Here is a 20352-nt window from a genome sequence, read left to right on the forward strand (position 1 = left end):
GCCGATCATCAGGGTAGGAAATGCGGGGAACGGAAAAAGGGATCAGGTGAGGAAGGGCCAGCCGCGCCTGGTCGCGGCCCTGCCCAGGAAACGGGCCGAGCGGGTCCCCGCCAGCGCGGTGACGGCCAGTCGCTCGCGTGGCGCCGCCCGGGTGGGGAGGGGGCGCCAGACGAGCTGGGGGTCACCCTCCACAGCGAGCCGGGGACGTAGGGCCACGAGGTCGCCGCCGGTCTGGAGCGCATGCACGAACAAGGCTTGCTGGTCCTGGTCGGCGGGATGCAGCGCGGCCTTCCAGCCCAGCGCGGTGAGCTGGGTCGGCACGGTGTCCGCATAGCCCGGGGCGCACCCCTCGTCGTACCACAGGAGCCGCTGCGCCGAGAGATCGGACCAGGTCAGCTCGGTACGGTCGGCCAGCGGGTGGTGGGCGTACAGCACGACCCCGAGCGGTTCGTCCCAGACCACGGCACGCACGAGACCCGGTACCGGGACGGGCAGCCGCACGATGCCGAACGCGATCTCGCCGTGCTGGAGCAGCTCCAGCTGGTCCGCCGCGCTGACCGAGCGCATGCGCAGGGGCGGCTTGGTCCGGCCCCCCGTCCAGTCCGCGTCCTGCCCGGTGAGCCCCTCCTGTACTTCGGCGAGCACCTCGGCCGGCACTCCCCCGCACACCCCCACGGGCCAGGTGCGGGGCGACGGCGTGGCGGCCGCGATGGCGGACCGGAGCTGCCCCGGAATGCTCTGGATTTCCCGCAGAAAAGCCCGTCCGCCGGTGGTCAACTCGACCCCGCGTGAACTCCTGATGAACAGCGGTGCGCCAACGCGGCGTTCCAGGCGTTTGATCTGCTGGCTCAGACTCGGCTGCGATATCCGCAACTCCTGGGCGGCTCCGGAAACGGTTCCCGCGCGGACCACGGTCAGGAAATACCGAAGATGCCGCATGTCGAAATCATCGACATGCTCGGCGTGGGCGGTGGCGCTCCGGACCCATTCGAGGTTCGAATCGCCGAGGGTGTCGCCGGAGTTTGTCTGGTCGAGCGGTAACGGTCCGACTCTCTCATCCAGCACACTCATGATCTTCCCTCCTTCACAACATGTCGACTGGGGGCTGAGTAGTGATCTGTCTCGTGTCGGGCGGAGGCCGCTCGGGGGGCCGGGACCCCCAGGATGCCATAGAAAACCTTCCGGAAGGTATTTTTAACGGTCCCGCAACACACCTCTCATCTGGCGTGCACCCCGTCCACCTCATGGCCGCCCGACGGTTGCCGGGGGGTGGCCGAGAGCGCGTCCAGGAGCAGGCGCCACACCGCCTCCCAGGCCGCCGGACCGCCGCACCCCGCCGACCCGAACGACACATGAAGCGCCCCGTGCATCGCGGCCAGCAGCAGCTGTGCGACGAGCTCGGGCGGGTGCGGGGGCATCCCGCCCTCCTGCTGCGCGCGGCGGATGAGGTCGACGAGGTTGCGCCGTACGTCCTCGAAGACGTCCGGCGCCGCACGGCTCAGGCTGGGGCAGTCGGTGGCGAGCCGGAGCGCCGCCCGGAGGCGGACATCCGCCGTGAGACGGTGCGCGAGATCCAGGACGAGGGACTCGAGCGCCGTCCGGGCGGTGACACCGGGGGTGTCCCGGGTCAGCAGCATCTCCTCCCACACCTCGTGGGACTGGGTGAGCAGGGCTCCCGCCAGGGTTCGCTTGGACGCGAAGTGCCCGTAGAGGGCTCCCTTCGTCATCCCGGTCCGCGTTGCCACGGCGTTGAGCGTGGCCCTGCTGTATCCCTGGAGCGCGAACTCCTCGGCGGCGGCGTCCAGTACTTTCTCGCGGGTGTGCCGCGCCCTTTCCTGCTTGGCCATGCAGGTGTCCTCCAGCGTTGATGAGGACATAAACATACCCTCGGGAAGGTATTTCCTTAGGAGAGGGAAACCGGCCGGACATCAGCCGTTTTCCGAGGCCGGAGCGGGTGGCCCGGCGTGTGCGGGCGCCCGGTACGGGCCCAGATGTCCGACAAGTACCGTCCAGCCGGCCTGTTCCGCCTCCCGGGCCAGCGCGGCGGAGCCGCCCACCACCACCGGGTGCCCCACCGAGCGGAGCATGGCGAGATCGCTCTCGTGGTCGCCGTACGCGTAGCAGTCCGCGCCGCGTGCCCCACGCGCGCGTACGACGTCCGCGACGGCGTCGGCCTTGGCCTGCCCGATCATCGGCCGGTCGATCTCTCCCGTGAGGACGCCCTCGTCCGTCACCAGTTGCTCGGTGCACCGCACCTCGGCCCCGCCCAGGTCCTGCGCCACCGCTTCCAGCAGGGGCCGCAGAGAACCCGACACGAGCACGACCTCGTGGCCCAGGCCCCGGTGCCGCTCGACGGCCTCGATTCCGGCGGTCACGAAGGCCCGCGTGCCTCGGCGGTGGGTCTCGTACCAGGCGTGCGCCGCCGACCGCACTACGTCGAGAGGGACGCCGGCGAACCGGCGGTAGTACTCCCGGTTCAACGTGCCCCGGTCCTCACCCGTCGCCGCGCGGGCCCGGAGGTCGGGCACCCCGGCGGGGGCCGGCCAGGTGCCCGAACCGGCCCAGAAATCCCAGAAGTCGAGCATGGTCTTCGCGGCCAGCAGGGTTTCGTCGACATCGAAGAAGGCGATCACGGCAGGCCGCGCGACGGCGGGCGCCCCGGCGAAGGCAGCGCGGGCCGTCCGCGTCGTACGGTTCACGACGGGCCGCCCGTCTCCGGGGCCAGCACCGTCTCCGCGTACGCCCGGGCCGCCGCGTCGGGATCGAGCGCGCCGTGGCCCGCCGCGGCCGTCGCGTCCCGCCATGCCTGCTGGAGGGGGTGATCCGGCGTCTGCGCGCGCAGACCGGCCGTGCGGAAGAGGGTGTCCACCACCTCGCGGCACAGCGCGGCCGCCGTCGCCGCGTCTCTGCGGTTCTCGGCCACCGTGAGCGGGGTGATCTCCCCGTGGTCGGCCCGCTCGGCCGCGCCGTCGAGAAGCAGTGCGGCGGAGCGGATCCGTACCGAGGCCTCGGTCAGCACGGTGTGCGTGGCCGGGTGCCGGGGCGCGGCGCCGACCCGCTCGTCCGTCCAGTCGCGCAGCGCCCGCCGGGCGAGACCGAGCAGGGGAGCGGCGAAGATGAGCGCGGCGACCATGGGATAGGGAACCGTGTGGCAGCGGGCCGCGTCGGGCTGCGGGCGGAGCAGGTCGTCCAGGGTGAAGGAGCGGTGGCCCGGGACCCGGACCGCGTCGGCCGTCACCGTGTTGCTCCCGGTGCCGCGCAGGCCCGAGGGATACCAGGTGTCCACCACCGACAGCTCCGAGCGGGGCACGGCGAAGATCCTGTGTTCCCGGCCGCTCCCGCCGGGTGTCCAGGACGCCAGCAGGACCCAGTCGGCGTGGTCGACCCCGCTGGCCGGCCGCCAGGCCCCGTCGAGGAGCCAGTCGCCGCCCCGTGCTGTCGCGGTGCCCTGCGGCGGTACGACCGCGGCGGCGATACGGACGTCCGGTCCCCGGTCCCACAGTTCGTCCTGCCCGTCCTGGGGGAGATAGGCGGCCAGCCGGCCGTGCGCGGCGTACAGCGCGGCGCACCAGGCCGCCGAGGCGCAGGCCTCCGCGACCACGGCGGTACCGGTGACCAGCTCGGTGAAGTCCCCGGCCGCACCGCCGCGGCGGCGCGGCACGAAGTGGCGCGGAAAGCCCGCTGCCGAGACGGCGGCCGCGACCTCGGGGGTGAGACTGCGCCGCTCCTCCGCCCGCCGTGCGTCACGGCGGGCGAGCGCGGCCAGGCCGGTCGGTTCGAGCTGGGCGTCTTCCGTGACCGTCGTGCCGTCGGTCCGTTCCGTGATCAGCATGCCGCTCCCTCGGGGCGGCGGCCGGAGTGGGGTGTCGCGCACACCACGCGCGCGGACGCCAGCTCACGCTCTCCCTGTACGGCCCGCAGCGTGAAGGCGGTTTCCGGTCCGGCACCGTGATCGCCGCCGGCGGACTCCACGGTGATGGACACCGGCAGGTTCAGCTCGCCGAACGAGGTGAACCGGGTGATGAGTATGCGGACCTGCCGTGCCGCCTCCGAGCCGTCCGCCCGGTGCCCGTCGCCGACGGTGACGAGGACGGCCTGCCGGAACGCCTCCACCAGTGCCATGCCCGGTATGTGGTCCGAAGGGTGGTCGAAGAGCACGGGATGGCCCAGGTCCAGCCGCAGCCACCACCGGTCGGGGCGGGCCGGGTCGGCGGCCAGCAGGACGTCGTGCTCCTGCCGCCCTCCCACCAGGTGTGCCGGCACGGGCACGGTGGCGGCCGGCTCCGGCTCACCCGGCGTGCCGGGCTCCGGAGCGCCGCGCTTGCGCAGTACCGCGTAGCGACGCGGCTCTATGACCTCCCAGCGGACCCGGGCCCGCCCTGGTCGGCGGTGCGCGGTGCGCACCACCGCGTCCAGTTCCAGGCCGGTCCTGCGGGAGGGCCCGGCGGTGCGCCGGCACCGGATGTCGAGACCGAGGGCGAGCGGCTCCGCGTCCGCCGGCGGTAACGCCTCGTCGAGTTCCACGGCGACCTCGTCGAGAACGAACGGACGGTCCTCGGGGATGTCGTGGAAGCGGTGCGACAGATGGATGGCCGCCTGTCGCGCGGTCTCCGCCAGGAGTACGGGATCGGAGGCCGGGGCCCCGTGATGGCCGAGAAAATGGTCACGGTGCCAGACCGCGGCCACGGCGAACCGGTCGTCGCCCAGGTGGACGGCATCGGTCAGCAGCACTTCCGCGGTGGCGGACTTGTGCACCGACGCGCGAGGCACCCGGTGTGCGAAGCGCAGCCTTCTCCAGGGGTCTTGGAGAGGGCCGCTCGGGGGCGAGTGCGGCGCTGGTGATGGTACGACGTGCACGTTACTGTTCCTCCCCAAGTCGCGGCAGCGGGAGTGGGCCCGCTGTCGTCCCGTCCCCACGGGAAGCGACCCCGTAAAGATACCTTCCAGAAGGTTTCTTGCCGAGGGTGTTCTGCGTCACCCTGGGCGAAGCCGCCGCACAGAGGAGCCGAACCATGTCGGAACCGCACCCTGCCTTCTCGCCGTTCGTCCGGAAGAAGATCGTGACGAGACGAGGGTCCGAACCCAAGCAGGACCGGTCCACCCGTACAAGACGGCTGTTGCTGACCGCGGCGTCCGAGCTCTTCGCGGAGCACGGATTCCGTCACACGTCGGTCAAGGACGTCGCCGACCGTGTGGAGATGACCAAAGGGGCGGTGTACTTCCACTACCCGACCAAGGAGGCGCTCGCGGTAGCCGTGGTGGAGGAGCACTACGGGCGGTGGCCGGCCCTCCTGGAGCAGGTCGTGGCGGAGGGGTACGGGCCGCTGGACACCGCCGCGCAGCTGCTCGCCCGGGCGGCGATGGCGTTCCGGGACGACGTCATCGTGCAGGCGGGTGCGCGGCTCCAGATCGAACGCCCGCAGATCGACGCCCAGTTGCCGACGCCGTACGTGGACTGGACCGAGCTCCTGGAGTCGCTGCTCGTATCCGCCCAGGAGGGCGGCGAGGTGCGCGAGGAGGTCCGGCCGGCGGCGGCCGCGCGGTCGTTGGTCGCGGCGTTCTTCGGCACCCAGCACATCTCGGACGTGCTGCACGGGAGGACGGATGTGGTGGACCGCTGGGCCGAGGCGAGCGAACTGCTCTTCGCCGCGATCCGCGCGCGATGAGGGCGAGGGGTCACGGGGCGTGAGGCAGGGGGGATGCGCGGCTTCGGGGGCGGGTGCGGCGACGAGCGCGGTTGGACCGCCCGGCCGCGCCGCGCAGGCGACGGCGGCGCACCGCGGCCGTGGCCGTGGTACGCCGCCGGAGTGGAGGTTCACGGGCCGGGGCGGACGGTCAGGCCGGCTCCGGGACCCTGCGGCGGCTCGCGACGACCACGAATGGTTGCGCCGCACCGCACAGGCAGCGGCGGCGCACCACGGCCGCTGCCCTGGTACGCCGCCGGAGCGGAGGGTCACGGGCCGGGGCGGGCGGTCAGGCCGGCTCCGGGACCCTGCGGCGGCTCGCAACGACCACGAGTCCCCCGATGACCGCCAGGCTCATCAGCACCACGCCGAACACCGTCGCCCCGTCGGTCAGGCCGATCGCGTCGCTGAGGTAGCCGGCCGAGACGGGCAGGACGCCCGCCGGGATGTAACCGCCCACGTTGAGCGCCGCGTTGGCCTCGGCGAGGTGCTTCGGGGCGATGGTGGAGTTGAGCAGGGAGAGGCCGCCGAGCTGCCCCATGCCCTGTCCGGCGCCGGCCAGCAGCGCGGAGGCGATGAGCACCGGGACCGACGAGGTGTGCACGGCGACGATCAGCGTGACCATGCTGAGGGTGGTGCTGATCGCTCCGGCGGTCAGGATGGTGCGCCTGCGCAGTCGCTGGACCGCGAACTGAACACCGGTGGCGGCCAGGAACATCGCGAACGCCATGGCCCCGGCGACGATCCGGCTGGTGGTGCCGAGCAGGCCCGACAGCAGGGACGGTCCGAGGGAGAGCACGAAGGACGTCGCGGTGATGCCGGGGGCGAACACGGCGATGCCGAGGACGAGGTGCAGACCGCTGCCGCGGGGCACACCGGGTACCCGGATCCACGCGCCCTTGGCCGGCGCGGCCGGGCGCCGCACCGGCATGCGCAGCACCGCGAGGACCGCGGTCGCGAGCAGCACCATCTCCACGAGGAAGACGGTGACGGTCGGGGCGGGCGCGGTCTCGGACAGGACACCCGCGAGGAGTGGTCCGAGGCCGGCCCCGAAGACCATGGCGCAGGAGGCGAGCAGGGCGGCGAGCCGCTTGCGGTCCTGTCCGGCGACGTCCGTCACGGCGGCCATGCCCGCGGAGACCACGGCGCCGACGGCGATGCCGGTGAACAGCCGGGCCACGATCAGCGCGGCCACGGTGGACGCGGTCGCGAAGATGACGCACGCGGCCAGGGCGAGCCCCAGCGCGGGCAGCAGGACGGGCTTGCGGCCCAGCCGGTCGGACACGACGCCGCAGACGAGCAGGGATCCGATCAGCCCGACGATGTAGAAGGCGAAGATGACGGTCAGGGTCCCCTTGGAGAACCCGATGTCGCGCTGCCACAGCACATACAGCGGGGTTGCCGCGTTGGACAGGATGAAGACCGCGGTCACCGGCCAGGCCGCCAGCCATACCCACCAGGTGGGCGAGGCGTACGAGGCCGCGGCAGGCAGGTCGTCCGCGCCGGCACGCTGCTCGTCCACCACCTTCACGGGCGCCGTTCGACTCTCCGACATGTCAGGCTCCTCCAGCGATGCAGTACGAGTTTTCTCGAACATAGCATGCAGTACGATCAGAGTCGTACATAGGATTTGGGTCATGAGGAGTTGCCTATGCCGTCGACAGCGCGTCCGGTGCCGGTACAGGTGCCGACGATCAAGGTGCTGCCGGAACCCGAAGGGCTGCCCGAGGCGCTCCCGGAACCGGCGGTGGAGGAGCTTCGTCTGGAGACGGTCCTGGGAGCCCTGAGCGACCCGCTCCGGCTGCGTATCGTGCGCAAACTCCTCCTGGATTCGGAGCGGTTCGACCACTCCTGCGGCTGGTTCGGCCTCGACCGCCCGAAGTCCTCGCTGACCCACCACTTCAAGGCCCTGCGCGAGGCGGGTATCACCCGCCAGCGCCAGTACGGCCTGGAGCGCCGCAGTCACGTCCGCGTCGACGACCTCAACGCCCGCTTCCCCGGCCTCCTCGATCTGGTGGCGGCCTGGACGCCCGACGAGGGGTGAGCCGGTGGGCGCGGTTCAGCCCCTGTGAAGGCCGCCCAGACCGCCACGGCACGCGCTCACGCCCGGCGGAAACCGCTCACGCCCACGGTTCCACGTCGACGACCGCCTCCACCGGGATCGGCCCGTAGATGTGCGGGAACTCCTCGGCACCGGGCTCCGGGGCCTCGTACTTCAGCGGTACGGACAGTCGCGCGGGGTCGATGACGAGGAGCACCAGTTCGTCGGGGCCGTCGTAGGAGCCGTACAGGAAGGCGGCGACGGCGGGCAGTTGCTCGCGCGTCGAGCAGTGGATGAACCCCTCCTCCTGGAGGGTGCGGCCGCGCGTGGACATCTCGTACGTGCCCCGGGCGCGCGCCTCGTCCCACAGGGAGCGTTCGGTGAGGTGCAGGATGGGTGTCGTGGACATGGGCCCACGTTAGGGCCTCAGCCGGGCCGCCCGCCCCTGCAGATAGCGCTGCTCGGGCAGGCTCAGGGTCTTGGCCGCCGCCGACTCGTACGCCGCGCGGGCCTGCTCGCGGGAACCGGCCCGCTCCAGCAGATGCCCCCGTACGGCGTCCAGGCGGTGCCCCAACTCGCCGGTGAGCGAGTCCAGTTCCGCGAGTCCCGCCTGCGGGCCATGGACCATGGCGACCGCGACCGCCCGGTTCAGCCGCTCCACGGGCCCGGGAACGAGCCGTACCAGAACGTCGTACAGGCCGAGGATCTCCCGCCAGTCGGTCGCCGCCGCGGAAGGCGCCTCGTCGTGTACGGCGGCGATGGCCGCGCGGATCTGGTAGGGCCCGGCACGGCGGCGGGCCAGCGCCCGGGTGACCAGCGCGACGCCCTCCTCGATCGCCGCCTTGTCCCAGCGGGCGCGGTCCTGTTCGTCCAAGGGAACCAGGTCGCCGTCCGGGCCGGTGCGGGCGTCGCGGCGGGCGTCGGTGAGGAGCATCAGGGCGAGCAGGCCCGCGATCTCGCAGTCGTCGGGCAGGAGCCGGTGGACCGTGCGGGTCAGCCGGATCGCCTCGCCGGCGAGGTCGCGCCTCTGGAGGGCCGGTCCCGAGGTCGCCGTATGACCCTCGTTGAAGATCAGGTAGAGGGTCTGCAGGACGGCGGGCAGCCGCTCCTCCCAGTTCTCCGGCCGGCCGAAACGGACGCCCCGCACCTTCTGTTTGGCCCGGCTGATGCGCTGGGCCATGGTCGCCTCGGGGACGAGATACGCCCGGGCGATCTCCGCCGTGGTCAGACCGCCGACCGCGCGCAGGGTGAGCGCGATCTGCGCGGACGCGGTGAGCTGCGGATGGCAGCACAGGAACAGCAGGGACAGGGTGTCGTCCTCGCGGGGCGCACGGTCGGCGACGGCCGTGTCCCGCACGCTCAGCGCCGCCGCCCGCTCCTCCCGCGCCCGCCGCGCCTCCTCCGCGCGCAGCGCGTCGGTCAGCCGCCGCGAGGCCACCTTGATGAGCCACCCGCGCGGATTGTCGGGCACCCCTGCCGACGGCCACTGCCCGGCCGCGGCGAGCAGTGCCTCCTGTACGGCGTCCTCGGCGGTGTCGAAATGGCCGTACCGCCTGACCAGCGCGCCGAGGACCTGCGGCGCGTGCAGGCGCAGCAGGTCCTCGGTCTCGGTGGCTCCTCGCACGGTCCTCAGATGTCCCCGGCGCCGTCCAGGATGGGCCGGATCACCACCGGGTAGTCGGGGGCGCCGGCGGGCTGGGGGCACTGGGCGATGCGCTCGGCGATCTCCGTGACGCGCTCCAGGCTCTCGCACTCCAGCACCCAGTAGCCGCACAGCAGCTCCTTGGTCTCGCTGTAGGGCCCGTCGGTGATCACGGCCTTGCCGTCCGCGTCCCGGCTGACGTGGCGGACCTTCGCGGGTTCGGCGAGGCCCTGTGCGTCGAGCAGCTCGCCGGTCTCGGACAGGTCGTTGTTGATGGCGCCCATGAAGGCGTACATCGTCTGGATCTCCTGCTCGCTCCAGGCCGGGGAGTGCTCGGAGCCCTTGCCGCGCATGGCCTCGTAGTCGGCCTGCGTTCCCTGCACCATGACCAGGTACTTCATGATTCCGCTCCTTCGGCTTCGGCCGCCCCGTGCGGGCGGCTCTCACGGGGGACGTCGGAACCGGGGACTGATTCTCGACACGGATTCAGGAACTTTTTCCGGCGGGGGCGCCACCGTGGCCCTCGCCGGACTCGGTGACCTTGCCGGAGCTGGTGACCTTGTCGGGCTCGGTGGCCTTGTCGGCGTTCGCCTCGCACTCGGGGTTGTGGCACGGGCCGCCCACCCACACGGGGACCCACACACCCAGCGTCTTGTGACGCCGTACGACTGTCTCGACCGGCTGTCCGCAGACGGGACAGACGTGTTCGTCGCTGTCCATGCCTTCAGGGTAGGGGGAAGAAGCCGCCGGTGCCTGCCGCTGCGAGCCGTTGCCTCGGTCAGCTCTTCCTGCCGTACGTCCGCACCAGGACGCCGTTGTCGAACAGGCGGACCTCGTCGAGCGCGAACCCGGTGACGGCGAAGTCGGCGGCGAACATCGGCATGCCGCTGCCGAGCAGGACCGGGTAGGTCTTGATGACGAGTTCGTCGATCTCGTCGCGCAGTTCGCCGGCGAGCCGGGAACCGCCGCACAGATAGATGCCGGACCCGCCGGCCTCCGCCTTCAGTTCGCGCACCCTGCCGACCAGGTCGTCGGCGATGATCTCGACGTGCGGGTCTGGCGACTCGACGAGCGTGCGCGAGGCGACGTACTCGCGCAGGTGGGAGTACGGGCTGGTGATGCCCTCCTTCAGTGCGACCTCGTAGCTGCGGCGGCCCTGGATGATCGTGTCGAACCTCTTGTTCTCCAGGTCGTGGATGCCGAGGCCCCTGCGGGCGTGGGCCGCGATGGTCTCCGGGTACTCGGTCGTGAGGTAGGCGAGGAACTCCTCGTCGAGGAACGCGTACATGAACGACGCGTCGCCGTCCGGGTCTCCGATGAAACCGTCGATCGAGCAGGCGACGAAGTACGTGAGCTTTCGCAAGCGGGTCTCTTTTCGTAGGCTGCGCTCCGACGTGTGAACCACAGCAGTTGTAGTACTTCACCTGTAGTGGTTGCAAGCAAGTTTTCCGCACCGGACGCAACTGGGAGGGGGGGTTCCGCATGGCCGGCAACCCGGAGCGCCGGGCCGCGCTCGTGGACGCGGGGGTCGAGGTGCTCGCCCGCGAGGGGGCGCGCGGGCTGACGTTCCGCGCGGTCGACACCGAGGCGAGGGTGCCGGTGGGCACGTCCTCGAACTACTTCACCAGCCGCGACGACCTGCTCCGCCAGATCGACGCCCGTCTCCATGTGCGCCTCGCGCCGGATCCCGACGTCGTGGCCGACCTGCTGACGGGACCGAAGGACCGCTCGCTGGTCAAGGCCCTCATGCACGACCTGACGGCCCGCGCGACCCACGACCGCACGGGCTACCTGGCCCTCCTGGAGATGCGCCTGGAAGCCACCCGCCGCCCCGAACTACGGGCCTCCTACACCCGGTCGGTCCGGGCAGACCTGGAGGAGGGCATGCGGTTCCACCGCGAGGCGGGCCTGCCGGGCGGAGACGAGACGGTCATGGTGCTCTATCTGGCCATGCTGGGGCTGCTCCTCGAGCACCTGACGCTGCCGGGGGTGCTGGAGGATGCACTACCGGGGACGGGCGTTCCGGAGGCCCTCGTGGAACGGATCGTGGAGACGATCGTCCCGGCGACCGACCCAAGGAACGCTGAGCTCCATTGAACCTGCGGCTACGGCCACGTAGGCGCAGGCCGGCCTCCCCTCGGGGCGCGGACTGCGTTGCATCTGCGGCTACCGCGGCGTGGACGCGACCGCCCCCACACGCGGCGCGGACTGCGTTGCATCTGCGGCTGCCGCGGCGCGGACGCGACCGCCCCCACACGCGGCGCGGACTGCGTTGCATCTGCGGCTGCCGCGGCGCGGGTGGCGCGTCCTGCTCCCACATGGCCGCAGCCGCAGGACGTCCAGCCCCGGCACTATCGCGCCAGCCAAGGGACGCGGAACGGCATTGAATCTGCGGCTGCCGCGGCGCGGGCGCGACCTGCCCCCACACGCCCGCAACCGCAGGACGCCCAGCCCCGGCACTATCGCGCCAGCCAAGGGACGCGGAACGGCATTGAATCTGCGGCTGCCGCGGCGTGGGCGCGACCTGCTCCCACACCGCCGCAGCCGCAGGACGACCCGCCCGGCACTATCGCGCAGCGCGCGGCTCGCGCCACATGGGCCACATCTGAGGCCCGTCCGGCAGGTCGAGCGGCCGCTCCACCAGCTCAAAGCCGAGCCGCTCGTACAGCCCCCGGCTGCGCACGCTGCTCGCCTCCAGATAGGTGGGCACCGTCTCGCGGTCGCACCGCTCCAGAACAGCCCCGATGAGCGCGGTCCCGAGCCCCTCCCCCTGCCGCTCCGGAGCCACGCCGATCATCCACAGATACTCGTGCGCCCGTCCCGACGGATGCACCTCCGCGGTGAGCCGCCCGATCAACTCGATCCGCTCGTTGCCCGGATCGAGAGCCTCCCTCAACTGGGCGAACCCGTCCTCGTCGTCATGCCCGTCAGCGCTCTCCGCCGGCGCCGGCAGCCACAACGCGCACGCAGCCCCGTCCTGCGTGACATCGATCCGCCCCTCGGCGAGCACGATGTCGACGAACGCGGCCATCAACCGGGGGTGGATCGTCCGGCGCTCCTCCTCCCCCGGAAAGATCCACCCACTGACCGGATCGTCCTGGAAGGCCGAGTCCAGCAGCCGCGCGACCAACTCGCGGTCGTCTGCGCCGGCCGTCCGTATCGCCACGCCCATGCCCCACCCCTTTGTCTCAACCGCCTTTGACCACAAGGACGTTGAGACTATCCGGTGAGCGCTGAAACGGGCCCCGCACACCGTGGGGATGTGCGGGACCCGTCGGCCGGAGCCCCCGGAGGGCCGCGCGGGGTCAGGAACCGCGCGGTACCGGGCGCTGCGGGGTTCTCAGGCGCTGCGCCGCGTCACGAACTCCGCGAGGGACAGCAGCCCGCCCGCCGCTTCCGGATCGGGCACCGCACGGGCCAGTTGCGCCATCGCCCGGGCCATCCGGTCGGCGGCCTGCACCTGCGCCCAGTCGCGTCCGCCGGCCTCCTCGACGGCGAGGGCCGTACGCGCCAGATCCCCTTCGTCGTACGGCGCCGCGTACAGCGCCGCCAGTTCCGCGGCCGCCGCCGTTCCCGAGGTGAGCGCGGCGACCACCGGGAGGGACTTCTTGCGGGCGGCGAGGTCCGCGCCGGCCGGCTTGCCGGTGCGGCTCGGGTCGCCCCATATGCCGATCACGTCGTCGATGAGCTGGAAGGCGAGCCCGGCCTCCCGGCCGAACGCGTCCATCGCCCCGACCTCCTCGCCGGACGCTCCCGCGTACAGCGCCCCGAGGGCACAGGCACACCCGAGCAGCGCCCCCGTCTTGGCCTCGGCCATGACCAACACCTGGTCGAGGGTGACCTCGCCGGGGTCGAGTGCCTCCATGGCGGTGTCCTCGTGCTGGCCCTCGCACAGCTCGACGACACAGTCCGCGAGCCGGGCGGCGGCCGCTCCCGCCCCGGGGTGGGGGTCCTGGGCCAGCAGCCGGAGCGCCAGCGCCTGGAGGGCGTCCCCGGCGAGGATCGCGTCGGCGTCGCCGAACACCGTCCACGCGGTGGGCCGGTGCCTGCGGGTGGTGTCGCGGTCCATCACGTCGTCGTGCAGCAACGTGAAGTTGTGGACCAGCTCCACCGCCACGGCCGCCCGGACGGCCGCCGCCCTGGCCCGGTCACCTCCGAGGGCGGTGGCCGCGGTGAGGACGAGTGCGGGCCGTATCGCCTTGCCGGCGTTGCCCGCCGCCGGGGTGCCGTCGGCATGCTCCCAGCCGAAGTGGTAGAGCGCGACCCTGCGCAGGGAACCGGGCAGCGACTCCAGGGCGGAGCGCAGCTCGGGATCGACCGACGCCCGGATCCCCTCCAGGATCATCCCCGCCTCATGACCGTCGAGCTGAGGCGTCTCGGGCCGCGGGTCAGGGCCGTGAAGCGGAGGCGCCTTGGACCGCGGGTTGCGTCCGTGAAGTGCAGGCGTCTCGGACCGCACTCCGGACCCGTGAAGCGGAGGGGCCTCGGCCCGCACCTCGGACCCGTGAAGCGGAGGAGCCTCGGCCCGCACCTCAGACCCGTTCAGCGAACCCGCCTCTGGCCGCGGGGCAGCCCCGTGCAGCGAAGACACCTCGACCCGCACCTCAGACCCGTGAAGCGAACCCGCCTCGACCCGCACCTCAGACCCGTGAAGCGAACCCGCCTCGGGCAGCGGGGCAGCCTGAGGCGAAGACATCTCGGCCCGCACCCCGAACCCCTGCAGCGAAACCGCCTCGGCCTCCTGGTGCGAGCGTGTCTCGAGCCCGTCGAGCGGGCCCGTCTCACCGGACTGTGCCCGCTCCCCGGCCCGCCCGGTGGCCGGCACCTCCGTCCCCCCGGCCGAAGGCACCCGCACCTCCGCCCTTTCCGTCGCACACGCCTGCGTCCCCGTCGTGAACTCGGCCATGGAACCCCCCTCGGTCAGGCCGCGGACGGTGGCGCTTCCGCTGTGGGTGGGCGCCTTCCACCGAGGTGTCTCCGGCCCGGTGTTCGACGGGGGTGTACCCGCCGCGGTGGGCGGGGACACGCCTCCCAGGTGCAGAAACGTCACCTCCAGCGGCCGATCTCGACGTTCTCCAGGACTCCGAGCGCGTCCGGCACCAGCACGGCTGCCGAGTAGTAGGCCGTCACGAGGTACTTGATGATCGACTGCTCGTTGATGCCCATGAACCGCACCGACAGACTCGGCTCGATCTCGTCCGGGATACCGGCCTGCTGGAGGCCGATGACCCCCTGGTCGGCCTCCCCGGTACGCATGGCGATGATCGACGTGGTCCGCTCCGGGGTGACCGGGATCTTGTTGCACGGGTAGATCGGCACCCCGCGCCAGGTGGGGATGCGGTTGCCCCCGATGTCGATGGTCTCGGGGACCAGTCCGCGCTTGTTGAGCTCACGGCCGATCGCGGAGATCGCGCGCGGGTGGGCGAGCAGCAGCTTGGTGCCCCGGCGGCGGCTGAGCAGCTCGTCGAGGTCGTCGGGGCTGGGCACGCCGTCGTGCGGCTGGAGCCGCTGGTCGTACTCGCAGTTGTTCAGCAGCCCGAACTCGCGGTTGTTGACGAGTTCGTGCTCCTGGCGCTCCTTGAGTGCCTCGACGGTCAGCCGGATCTGCTGTTCCGTCTGGTTCATCGGCTGGTTGTAGAGGTCTGCCACCCGCGTGTGGATACGCAGGACGGTCTGGGCGATGCTCAGCTCGTACTCACGCGGACTGGCGTCGTAGTCGACGAAGGTGTGCGGGATGTCGGGCTCGCCGTCATGGCCCGCCGCGAGGTCGATCTCCTTCTCGCCGTACTTGTTGGTGCGCTGCGAGGGGATCGCGCGCTGTTCCCGAAGGTGCTCGCGCAGGGCCTCGGTACGCTCCGCCACCTGCTCGACGTCCTGGCGCGGCAGCACGAGGACCGTACAGGCGGTGGCCGCGCGGGCGGTGTACTCCCAGATGGCGTCCGGATCGAGGAGCGCCTGGTCGCCGAAGTAGGAGCCGTCGGCGAGGACTCCGAGGACCGCGTCGTCGCCGTAGGGGCCGGTGCCGACCTTCTCCACCCTGCCGTGCGCCAGCAGGTACACCTCGTCGGTCTGGGCGCCGAACGAGGCGATCACCGAGCCCGGGGTGAACTCCCGCTGCTGGCAGCGTCGGGCGAGCTCGGAGAGCACGTCGTCATCCTCGTACGACCTCAGCGCCGGCAGTTCGCGCAGCTCGTCGGGGATCACCTCGACCCGGTCCCCGGTCTTCACGAAGGTCACCCGGCCGTCGCCGACGGCGTAGCTCAGTCGTCGGTTCACCCGGTACGTGCCGCCCTGGACGTTCACCCAGGGCAGCATGCGCAGCAGCCAGCGGGAGCTGATCTCCTGCATCTGGGGTGCGGACTTGGTGGTGGTGGCCAGGTTCCGCGCGGCCGCCGTGCCGAGGCTCTGCTGCGGCCTGTCCTGCTCGGTGCGGACCTCTTCGCCTACCGACATAAGGAATTGCCCTCCCGGTACATGCCCGGACGCGATCTGCTCCCGGGCATCGTGTGCAGGGACAAGCCTTCCTTACGGAGCGTGGCGGTGCTATTACACGAAAGAGCGGGAATGGATCATCGTGAGGCTGGGCATATGCGCGCTTCATGTCCACTGCCGACAGGTCAAGTCCCCTTCCCGGACCGGAATTTGCCTGTCCGAATCAGCTCGCACGCTGTGCGAACCAGGAGTCGGAGTCCGCCGTTCTCGGTACAAGCACCGGTACGAGCCGGCCGCGGTCGGCGGCCGGTGCGCAGTGCGAAGGAGGGGGCCATGGCCTCACCCATGTCCGCGGGCAGATTCCTGGCCGTCCTGCGGGCGGAGGGCGCCACCGTCGTCGAGGTCGGCGACTGGGAGCACCACAACCGCAACCACGTCGGCGCCTGGGGTCCGGTGCACGGCGTGATGATCCATCACACGGTGACGAAGGGCGGCGCGGCGACGGTGGAACTGTGCCGCAAGGGCTACACAGGCCTGCCCGGCCCGCTCTGCCACGGTGTCATCACCAAGGACGGCACCGTCCATCTCGTCGGCTACGGCCGCGCCAACCACGCCGGCCTGGGCGACGACGACGTCCTGCGCGCGGTGATCGCGGAGAAGGCGCTCCCCCTCGACAACGAGGCCAACACCGACGGCAACCGCCACTTCTACGGATTCGAGTGCGAGAACCTTGGTGACGGCGAGGACCCCTGGCCGGCGGCCCAGCTGACGGCGCTCGAGCGGGTCTCCGCCGCGGTGTGCCGCCATCACGGCTGGACGGAACGGTCGGTCATCGGACATCTGGAGTGGCAGCCGGGAAAGGTGGACCCGCGGGGCTTCACCATGGCCTCGATGCGGGGGCGCATCCGGAACCGCCTCACGTGACAATGGAGCGGTGTCCAGACCAGGCGTCCCCGACCTCACCACCCTGCGTCCCCGGCTCCCCTCGCCGCTGCAGGAGGTCGAGGACGAGCGCTTCACCCGTCGGGGCGTCCGGATCCTCCTCAAGCGCGACGACCTGATCCACCCGGACCTCGTCGGCAACAAGTGGCGCAAGCTCGCCCCGAACCTCACGGCCGCGGCCGGCCGCCCGATCCTCACCTTCGGCGGCGCGTACTCCCACCACCTGCGCGCCACGGCGGCGGCGGGCCGCCTCCTCGGCCTGCCCACGATCGGCGTGGTCCGCGGCGATGAACTCGCCGACCGCGCCCTGAACCCCTCCCTGGCCCGCTGCTCGGCGGACGGCATGCGTCTGCGCTTCGTCGACCGGTCGACGTACCGCCGCAAGTCCGAACCGGACATCCTCGCGCGCGTGCTGCGCGCAGCGGACGCGGAGGACGCGTACGTCGTCCCTGAGGGCGGCAGCAACGCCCTCGCCGTACGGGGGTGCCGCACGCTCGGCGAGGAGCTGTCGGGGCGGCGAGCCGACGTCGTCGCGATCGCCTGCGGCACCGGCGGCACCCTCGCAGGCCTGGCCGCGGGCCTCTCCCCGCACCAGCGCGCCCTGGGCGTGCCGGTCGTCAGAGGCGGCTTCCTGACGGCCGACATACGGGCTCTCCAGCGCCAGGCCTTCGGCGGTCCGCGCGGCGACTGGCAGCTCGACGACCGCTTCCACTTCGGCCGCTACGCCCGCACCACTCCCGAACTCGAGGCCTTCGCCGACGACTTCGAGGAACGGCACGGCGTGCCCGTCGAGCGTCTTTATGTCGCCAAGTTGCTGTACGGACTTGTCGTCCTGACCGGCGAAGGAGCCTTCCCGCGTGGCTCGACGGTCGCGGCGGTCGTCACGGGGACACCCCAGCAGGCCTGACGGCGGTTGACGAGCGGCTCGTGAGCGGTAACGCCCACGGCCCGGTCATGACCAACCCGTCTGCGCCGGCCCGGCCGCCTCACTCCGCCTCCCGATACGCCGCCGCCTCCTCCAGGTCCAGCCTGCGCAGCAGTGTCCGCAGCATCTCGTCGTCGATGTACCGCAGGTCCCGCAGCTTCACGAACACCGCGCGCTCGGCGCCGATCATCTCCCGGGACAGCCGACGGTAGGTGTCGTCGACGGTCTCGCCGGTGAGGGGGTTGGACTGGCCGAGGCGTTCCCAGACGGCGTTGCGGCGGCGGTCCAGGACCATGCGCAGGCGGTCGGCGAGGGGCGGTGGGAGGGCGTTGCGTTCGTCGGAGAGGAGTTCGTCCAGGCGGCGTTCGGCGGCCCTGGACGCCTGCGCCTGGGCGTTGGCCTCGGCCAGGGTCTCGGTCTGCTGGTCGCGGCCCGGGAGCTTGAGCACGCGGATCAGCGGAGGCAGGGTGACGCCCTGGACGACGAGGGTGCCGATGACCGTGGTGAAGGTGAGGAAGAGGATCAGGTTGCGGCCCTCGAACGGTTCTCCGTTGTGCAGGTGCTCCGGGATCGAGAAGGCGATCGCCAGCGAGACCACGCCCCGCATCCCGGCCCAGGCGATGACGAACGGCCCCTTCCAGGTGGGATTGTCCTCGCGCTCGCGGATCCGCGCGGAGAGCATGGGCGGCAGGAAGGTCGCGGGATAGACCCAGACGAACCTGGACGCGACGACGACGAGGAAGACGGCGATCGCGTACCAGGCGGCGCGGCCGCCCTCGTACGGCCCGAGGCCCCTCAGTACGACGGGCAGTTGCAGTCCGATGAGGGCGAACACCGACGATTCCAGGACGAAGGCAACCATTTTCCATACGGCGTCCTCCTGGAGGCGCGTCGCGAAGTCGACCTCCCACGCGCGGTGTCCGAGGAAGAGCGCCACCACGACCACCGCGAGCACCCCGGACGCGTGGAACTGCTCGGCCGCCGCGTAGGCGACGAACGGGATGAGCAGGGAGAGCGTGTTCTGCAGCAGGGGCTCCTTGAGGTGCGTGCGCAGCCAGTGGATCGGCACCATCAGCACCAGGCCGACCGCGACGCCGCCGACCGCCGCGAGCAGGAACTCGCCGATGCCGCCCGCCCAGGTGGCCCCCTCGCCCACCGCGGCCGCGAGCGCGACCCGGTAGGCAGTGATCGCGGTGGCGTCGTTCACCAGGGACTCGCCCTGGAGGATGGTCGTGATCCGGGACGGCAGCCCCACGCGGCGTGCCACCGCCGTCGCCGCGACCGCGTCCGGCGGCGCCACCACGGCCCCCAGCACGAGCGCCCCGGTCAGCGACAGCCCCGGCACGATCTGGTACGCCGCCCAGCCGACGAACAAGGTCGCGAAGAGGACGTATCCCACCGACAGCAGCGCCACGGGCCGCATTTGCGCCCTGAGGTCGAGATAGGAGCTGTCGGTGGCCGCGGAGTGCAGCAGCGGCGGCAGGATGATGGGCAGGACCACGTCCGGGTCGAGCGTGTACTCCGGGACCCCGGGGAGGTACGAGATCACCAGGCCGGCCGCGACCAGCAGGAGTGGCGCCGGAATGGGGGTGCGCCGGGCGGCAGCGGCGATCGCCGCACTCCCCGCCACCAGCAACAGCAGTGGCATCACGTCCATGGCCCTCGCCCGCCCTCGCTCATCGTCGTGCGCCCGCCCCTCGTCGTTTTTGTGCGCGGCCGCCCGCGCGGCCGTCGTAACCTGGCAATCATGAAACAGTGCACGCACGCCGAGGCGCTGCCGCACCCGGAACCCGAGCCGCTGGCCGACACGTGCCCGGAGTGCCTGAGGGACGGTACCCACCCGGTACAACTGCGCCTGTGCCTGTCCTGCGGCCACGTCGGCTGCTGCGACTCCTCGCCGGGACAACACGCGACGAAGCACCACAAGGACTCCGACCACCCGATCATGCGGACCCACGAACCGGGTGAGAACTGGCGTTGGTGCTTCGTGGACCATGTCCTTGTGTGACCCTGGACCGTCGGGTTCCAGGACGGTTCGACCGTCTGACGTCTGGGTACGTCAACCCGGCGCGCGTTCTTCCCAATTGGAGCCGCAAACCCCTAGACACGGAGCGTGTTCACAGTTTTACTGTGAGTGACGGCAAGGGGTTGGGGTCCCGGGGACAGGAAAGCCGAGAGCGCGATAGCGTCACCGCTGAACCACACTTCGCGTTACTCCGGGGGGCGACCCTCGGCCCCCGTAAAGCTTGTACCACCTTGGAGGTGAGGGTGTCCCAGATCGCAGGCGAGCCCGCGACCCAGGACTTCGTGGAAGTCCGGCTGCCGGCCGCGGGTGCCTACCTGTCGGTGCTGCGGACGGCCACGGCCGGCCTCGCAGCCCGTTTGGACTTCACCCTCGACGAGATCGAGGACCTGCGCATCGCGGTGGACGAGGCCTGCGCGATCCTGCTCCAGCAGGCCGTGCCCGGCTCGGTGCTCAGCTGTGTCTTCCGACTCGTCGACGACTCGCTGGAGGTCACCGTCTCGGCCCCGACCACGGACGGTCACGCACCCTCGCGGGACACCTTCGCCTGGACCGTCCTCTCGGCCCTCGCGGGCAAGGTCTCGTCGGCCGTGGACGAGGACAAGACCGTTTCGATCAGCCTCTACAAACAGCGCGGCGCGGGACCCGGGCCGGCGTGAGGAA

At 71.5% G+C, this 20352-nt stretch carries 22 protein-coding genes; 7 read left to right on the plus strand and 15 right to left on the minus strand.

The features are described 5' to 3' along the window. Window positions 1-42: 42 nt before the first annotated feature. The 5 genes from ACIBJB_RS25575 to ACIBJB_RS25595 all read right to left on the minus strand — a co-directional run bounded on the left by ACIBJB_RS25575 (window position 43) and on the right by ACIBJB_RS25595 (window position 4770). Entirely contained in the window at window positions 43-1071 is a 1029-nt protein-coding gene (locus ACIBJB_RS25575; protein WP_398933452.1) for a LysR family transcriptional regulator, read from the minus strand. A 146-nt stretch (window positions 1072-1217) separates the two neighbouring features. Continuing rightward, a complete protein-coding gene (locus ACIBJB_RS25580; RefSeq protein ID WP_398933453.1) occupies window positions 1218-1847 on the minus strand; it encodes a TetR family transcriptional regulator in 630 nt (209 codons plus the stop codon). Window positions 1848-1928: 81 nt separating this feature from the next. Then, a complete protein-coding gene (locus ACIBJB_RS25585) occupies window positions 1929-2699 on the minus strand; it encodes an HAD family hydrolase (protein WP_398933454.1) in 771 nt (256 codons plus the stop codon). Continuing rightward, window positions 2696-3832 carry an acyl-CoA dehydrogenase family protein gene (locus ACIBJB_RS25590; RefSeq protein ID WP_398933455.1) on the minus strand — a complete coding sequence of 379 codons (1137 nt, stop codon included), beginning with the start codon at window positions 3830-3832 and terminating at the stop codon, window positions 2696-2698. The genes ACIBJB_RS25585 and ACIBJB_RS25590 overlap by 4 nt, the downstream gene beginning before the upstream one ends. Then, entirely contained in the window at window positions 3826-4770 is a 945-nt protein-coding gene (locus tag ACIBJB_RS25595; RefSeq protein ID WP_398933456.1) for a ScbA/BarX family gamma-butyrolactone biosynthesis protein, read from the minus strand. The genes ACIBJB_RS25590 and ACIBJB_RS25595 overlap by 7 nt, the downstream gene beginning before the upstream one ends. Before the next feature lie 242 nt (window positions 4771-5012). Between ACIBJB_RS25595 and ACIBJB_RS25600 the strand changes: the two genes are divergently transcribed. Then, on the plus strand, window positions 5013-5666 hold the full coding sequence (locus ACIBJB_RS25600; RefSeq protein WP_398933457.1) for a ScbR family autoregulator-binding transcription factor: 654 nt from the start codon (window positions 5013-5015) through the stop codon (window positions 5664-5666). Window positions 5667-5973: 307 nt separating this feature from the next. On the opposite strand, the gene ACIBJB_RS25605 is transcribed toward ACIBJB_RS25600, so the two are convergent. After that, window positions 5974-7239 (minus strand): MFS transporter, encoded by a 1266-nt coding sequence (locus ACIBJB_RS25605; protein WP_398933458.1) that lies wholly within the window; start codon window positions 7237-7239, stop codon window positions 5974-5976. Between the two features lie 96 nt (window positions 7240-7335). Here ACIBJB_RS25605 and ACIBJB_RS25610 point away from each other — a divergent pair, with 96 nt between their 5' ends. After that, a complete protein-coding gene (locus tag ACIBJB_RS25610) occupies window positions 7336-7728 on the plus strand; it encodes an ArsR/SmtB family transcription factor (protein ID WP_398933459.1) in 393 nt (130 codons plus the stop codon). Window positions 7729-7804: 76 nt separating this feature from the next. Here the strand turns inward: ACIBJB_RS25610 and ACIBJB_RS25615 are convergent, their stop codons facing one another. The 5 genes from ACIBJB_RS25615 to ACIBJB_RS25635 all read right to left on the minus strand — a co-directional run bounded on the left by ACIBJB_RS25615 (window position 7805) and on the right by ACIBJB_RS25635 (window position 10730). Continuing rightward, entirely contained in the window at window positions 7805-8134 is a 330-nt protein-coding gene (locus tag ACIBJB_RS25615) for a DUF952 domain-containing protein (protein ID WP_398933460.1), read from the minus strand. Window positions 8135-8143: 9 nt separating this feature from the next. After that, a complete protein-coding gene (locus tag ACIBJB_RS25620; protein WP_398933461.1) occupies window positions 8144-9349 on the minus strand; it encodes an RNA polymerase sigma factor in 1206 nt (401 codons plus the stop codon). Between the two features lie 5 nt (window positions 9350-9354). After that, complete coding sequence (locus ACIBJB_RS25625; RefSeq protein ID WP_398933462.1) at window positions 9355-9768, minus strand: YciI family protein; 414 nt, start codon at window positions 9766-9768, stop codon at window positions 9355-9357. Window positions 9769-9853: 85 nt separating this feature from the next. After that, the gene (locus ACIBJB_RS25630; protein ID WP_398933463.1) at window positions 9854-10087 is read right to left on the minus strand and encodes a hypothetical protein; all 234 of its coding nucleotides are present in this window, start codon (window positions 10085-10087) and stop codon (window positions 9854-9856) included. A gap of 58 nt (window positions 10088-10145) precedes the next feature. After that, the gene (locus ACIBJB_RS25635; protein WP_398933464.1) at window positions 10146-10730 is read right to left on the minus strand and encodes a dihydrofolate reductase family protein; all 585 of its coding nucleotides are present in this window, start codon (window positions 10728-10730) and stop codon (window positions 10146-10148) included. Window positions 10731-10849: 119 nt separating this feature from the next. Here ACIBJB_RS25635 and ACIBJB_RS25640 point away from each other — a divergent pair, with 119 nt between their 5' ends. Continuing rightward, the gene (locus tag ACIBJB_RS25640) at window positions 10850-11464 is read left to right on the plus strand and encodes a TetR/AcrR family transcriptional regulator (protein ID WP_398933465.1); all 615 of its coding nucleotides are present in this window, start codon (window positions 10850-10852) and stop codon (window positions 11462-11464) included. A gap of 469 nt (window positions 11465-11933) precedes the next feature. Here the strand turns inward: ACIBJB_RS25640 and ACIBJB_RS25645 are convergent, their stop codons facing one another. The 3 genes from ACIBJB_RS25645 to ACIBJB_RS25655 form a co-directional block, all read right to left on the minus strand. Continuing rightward, window positions 11934-12539 (minus strand): GNAT family N-acetyltransferase, encoded by a 606-nt coding sequence (locus ACIBJB_RS25645; RefSeq protein WP_398933466.1) that lies wholly within the window; start codon window positions 12537-12539, stop codon window positions 11934-11936. A gap of 168 nt (window positions 12540-12707) precedes the next feature. Then, complete coding sequence (locus tag ACIBJB_RS25650) at window positions 12708-13826, minus strand: family 2 encapsulin nanocompartment cargo protein polyprenyl transferase (protein WP_398933467.1); 1119 nt, start codon at window positions 13824-13826, stop codon at window positions 12708-12710. Window positions 13827-14413: 587 nt separating this feature from the next. After that, on the minus strand, window positions 14414-15820 hold the full coding sequence (locus ACIBJB_RS25655) for a family 2B encapsulin nanocompartment shell protein (RefSeq protein ID WP_398933468.1): 1407 nt from the start codon (window positions 15818-15820) through the stop codon (window positions 14414-14416). A 312-nt stretch (window positions 15821-16132) separates the two neighbouring features. Here ACIBJB_RS25655 and ACIBJB_RS25660 point away from each other — a divergent pair, with 312 nt between their 5' ends. Beyond that, complete coding sequence (locus ACIBJB_RS25660) at window positions 16133-16723, plus strand: N-acetylmuramoyl-L-alanine amidase (RefSeq protein ID WP_398933469.1); 591 nt, start codon at window positions 16133-16135, stop codon at window positions 16721-16723. A 10-nt stretch (window positions 16724-16733) separates the two neighbouring features. Further along, window positions 16734-17648, plus strand: a complete 915-nt coding sequence (locus ACIBJB_RS25665) for a 1-aminocyclopropane-1-carboxylate deaminase/D-cysteine desulfhydrase (protein ID WP_398933470.1) — start codon at window positions 16734-16736, stop codon at window positions 17646-17648. Window positions 17649-17727: 79 nt separating this feature from the next. Here the strand turns inward: ACIBJB_RS25665 and ACIBJB_RS25670 are convergent, their stop codons facing one another. After that, the gene (locus ACIBJB_RS25670) at window positions 17728-19323 is read right to left on the minus strand and encodes a Na+/H+ antiporter (RefSeq protein WP_398933471.1); all 1596 of its coding nucleotides are present in this window, start codon (window positions 19321-19323) and stop codon (window positions 17728-17730) included. A 90-nt stretch (window positions 19324-19413) separates the two neighbouring features. Between ACIBJB_RS25670 and ACIBJB_RS25675 the strand changes: the two genes are divergently transcribed. Next, window positions 19414-19674 carry a UBP-type zinc finger domain-containing protein gene (locus tag ACIBJB_RS25675; RefSeq protein WP_069765922.1) on the plus strand — a complete coding sequence of 87 codons (261 nt, stop codon included), beginning with the start codon at window positions 19414-19416 and terminating at the stop codon, window positions 19672-19674. A gap of 260 nt (window positions 19675-19934) precedes the next feature. Continuing rightward, a complete protein-coding gene (locus ACIBJB_RS25680) occupies window positions 19935-20348 on the plus strand; it encodes an anti-sigma regulatory factor (protein WP_004925829.1) in 414 nt (137 codons plus the stop codon). The last annotated feature ends 4 nt before the right edge of the window (window positions 20349-20352 follow it).

It is taken from the genome of Streptomyces sp. NPDC050759 (genome assembly GCF_044456945.1).
Classification (GTDB): domain Bacteria; phylum Actinomycetota; class Actinomycetes; order Streptomycetales; family Streptomycetaceae; genus Streptomyces.